The 2,788-nt window shown below is 62.2% G+C and carries 4 protein-coding genes and 1 pseudogene; 4 read left to right on the forward strand and 1 reads right to left on the reverse strand.

The genetic code is table 11. The features are described from left to right. Positions 1-633, reverse strand: a pseudogene (locus P0D89_RS52050) (type VI secretion system protein); the annotation flags it as partial. Between P0D89_RS52050 and P0D89_RS52055 the strand changes: the two are divergent. The 4 genes from P0D89_RS52055 to P0D89_RS52070 all read left to right on the forward strand — a co-directional run bounded on the left by P0D89_RS52055 (position 588) and on the right by P0D89_RS52070 (position 2,691). Continuing rightward, on the forward strand, positions 588-941 hold the full coding sequence (locus P0D89_RS52055) for a Tn3 family transposase (protein ID WP_408370835.1): 354 nt from the start codon (positions 588-590) through the stop codon (positions 939-941). The pseudogene P0D89_RS52050 and the gene P0D89_RS52055 overlap by 46 nt on opposite strands. A gap of 233 nt (positions 942-1,174) precedes the next feature. After that, a complete protein-coding gene (locus P0D89_RS52060) occupies positions 1,175-1,879 on the forward strand; it encodes a YecA/YgfB family protein (RefSeq protein WP_408370833.1) in 705 nt (234 codons plus the stop codon). Positions 1,880-1,949: 70 nt separating this feature from the next. After that, positions 1,950-2,258 carry a hypothetical protein gene (locus tag P0D89_RS52065; RefSeq protein WP_408379490.1) on the forward strand — a complete coding sequence of 103 codons (309 nt, stop codon included), beginning with the start codon at positions 1,950-1,952 and terminating at the stop codon, positions 2,256-2,258. Positions 2,259-2,349: 91 nt separating this feature from the next. Next, positions 2,350-2,691: a hypothetical protein gene (locus tag P0D89_RS52070; RefSeq protein ID WP_408370829.1), complete on the forward strand. Its 342-nt coding sequence runs from the start codon at positions 2,350-2,352 to the stop codon at positions 2,689-2,691. The last annotated feature ends 97 nt before the right edge of the window (positions 2,692-2,788 follow it).

Below are 2,788 nucleotides of genomic sequence, written 5' to 3' on the forward strand. Positions count from 1 at the left end.
CTGGTCGAGATACGCGCCAAGCGAACCCACGTCGTTGATACCGAAGGCGGCCAGCATGGTGCCGTGCGCGCCGCTGCCGGAGCTTGCCGTCGGCCGCGTCGAGTACAACTCCGAGCGGTTCAGTGCGTCGTCGACCAGACGCAGATGCGCAAGCGCGTCGCGCGACACCAGCGTGTCGAGGTCGTCGATCTGCGTCGATGCGGCCATGTCCACCAGCGCCGCGCGAATCTTGACGAGGCGCAGCCGCGCGGCGTCGAAACTGGCGCTGTCGGGCTCGCCCTGTGGGGGCGTCACCGCCGCGGCCGCCGCGACCCGATCGCTGATCAGGCGCGCGAACTGCGCGTCGACTGCCTGCTCGACGGAAGGCTGCACCGCTTCAGGCAGATTCACGAGACCTTCGGCGAGAAAACGCTTGCGCACATTTGCGAGCGCGAGAGCCTGATCGAGTTGCACGCGGTCCGATGTGACAACCGACCCGTCCGCCAGCGCCGGCATGCTCAGACCGCGCGGCGCGACCATGAACGGCTGGTTCAGCAACTTGGCCAGCCCGTCGCGCAGCGCGAGGCACTCGGGCGAGACGTCGTAAAGTGCGCCCTTTTCGGTCCATACGATCCCGCTGTCCGGCGCGCCCACGCGCAACGCCAGCTCGCTGCTTTCTGATCAAACCCGCCGGACAGATTGACCGGTCGCTGATTTGCGACGACCCGTCCATCATCGAGCAGATCATCGCGTCGCTCAGTGTCAAGGAAATGAGCCAGCAGGCGCTCGTACGCAAGCTTTGCACGCTGTCGACGCATCACCGTACGCGCAAGGCAGTCTTCGAGGTCGACAAACTGGTACGCAGCATCTACACGCTGCGCTACATGCTCGATCCGCAACTGCAGCGCAATGTCCATCGTTCGCAGAACAGGATCGCAACCAGAAGGCGCTCGACATGCTGAAAAAGATCTCGCCCGTCGCCTGGCAGCACATCCATTTCCTCGGGCACTACGCGTTTCGCAACGAGAGCCCCATCGATCTTGCCGCAATGCTTGCCGGCCTCGACATCGTATAATCGGTCAGCATGGTCGGTCGCTGCCGCCGACGGTCTGCCCGTCACAACCCGAATTTTCGGCAGCAAATTCCAGCCTGCTCCTTTTCTTCGTGTGCAAACGTATAACCTGCCGTGAAAAATATGCCGCTTCTCCAGCCGCTAACCGATGACGAGTTTGCCCGCCTTGCCGGGTTTCTCGACGCCATCGGCACACCCGCGATGAACATTGAAACACTCGACGGCTATTTCGCGGCCTTGATCTGTGGCCCGGACATGGTGCTGCCGAGCGAGTATCTGCCGCAGATCCTGGGGGAGGATTTTTCTTTCGACAGCGACGATCAGGCCACCGAGATCATGGGTCTGCTCATGCGCCACTGGAACACGATCGCAGCGGAATTGCGTATTACCCTGGATGAGCCGAACGTATATCTGCCCGTACTTCTCGAAGGAGCGGATGGCGTCGCGCCTGGAAACGACTGGGCGCATGGCTTCATGCGCGGTGTGCAAACGCGTCCGGCAAGCTGGAGCTTGCTCATCGACGACGAGGACCACGGCGGGCCCATCCTGCCGATCATGATGCTGCATCACGAGCACGACCCAGCCCCGGAAATGCGACCTCCGCCAATACCTCCGGAGAAGCGCGAGGAACTGCTGCAGATGGTGATCGCCGGGCTAACCCACATCTACCGTTACTTCGAGCCGTACCGGCAGGCACTTGCGGACATTCCGGTTTCCGTCCCGATCCGCCGGGACGGACCGAAGATCGGGCGCAATGAGCCGTGTCCATGCGGCAGCGGCCGCAAGTACAAACACTGCTGTTCCGCTCATGTGATGACGCTGCATTAATCAACAACGCCACCAGGGAGACGCGAAATGCCACAGGAACCTGACGAACCAGATTTCCCACCCGATGCCAATGGCCCGGCGTACACGCTACGCCAGGACCGTGACGGGGTTCCGTTGTCGTGTCGGCGAGAAACTCGGTCGCGCGATTGAAGAGCTGCATCGGCACGCGCAACGCTGTCAGGACGGGCGCGATGAACTCCGCGGCGCCATGTACTACCTTCTGGTTGCACACCTGGGGCTTCACAACATGCTGGGCAAGGCGAACGACCATACGCTGGCCGACCGGCTGCTTAACGGCAGCAGCCAGCATCTGCAGACGTGGCTACGGCTGGTTGACCGGGAAGGCGACGTTCGGCGGCTGGCCGAACTGGGCGATTGAGACGAATCGCGCACACGTAAGCTGCATTCACCAACGGGTTGCACGGCACTGCTAGCCTCGTAGGACATCAAAGAACTGGAGTAACAGCATCGTGAATGCTCGCGATAACGCAGAGAAGCTGATCGATTATTTGCGCAGGCACCCGCAGCCGACAACCGTTGCCGAGCTGGCCAACGCCGGCGTGATGAATTCGCGCGACGCGTCCGATGCACTGCAGTACGGTGTGCGGCATGGCGTTATCGAACGCATCCGGCGGCCGGGCGCCCGGCCTAACGAGCGGGTCCAGTACCGGTTGACAGGCCGGCCAGTGCCGTCCGCTGCCAAAGGTGCTGCCGGCCCATCATTTGACGGACTGCTCACAGCGTGGGGCATCGCACGTGTGCCGCCACGACTCCCCGAACACGTACCCACCAGAGTGGTCGAACTCGAGTAGGCACCGCACTGGCCTGACAGCGCCGAGACGGGCGCTCTCCAAACCCATGATTCAATGAAATTTCCAAAACATCTGCGATGCCGGCTTATAACCTCCG

The organism is Paraburkholderia sp. RL18-085-BIA-A, assembly GCF_046027075.1.
In the GTDB taxonomy this organism is placed as follows: Bacteria; Pseudomonadota; Gammaproteobacteria; order Burkholderiales; family Burkholderiaceae; genus Paraburkholderia.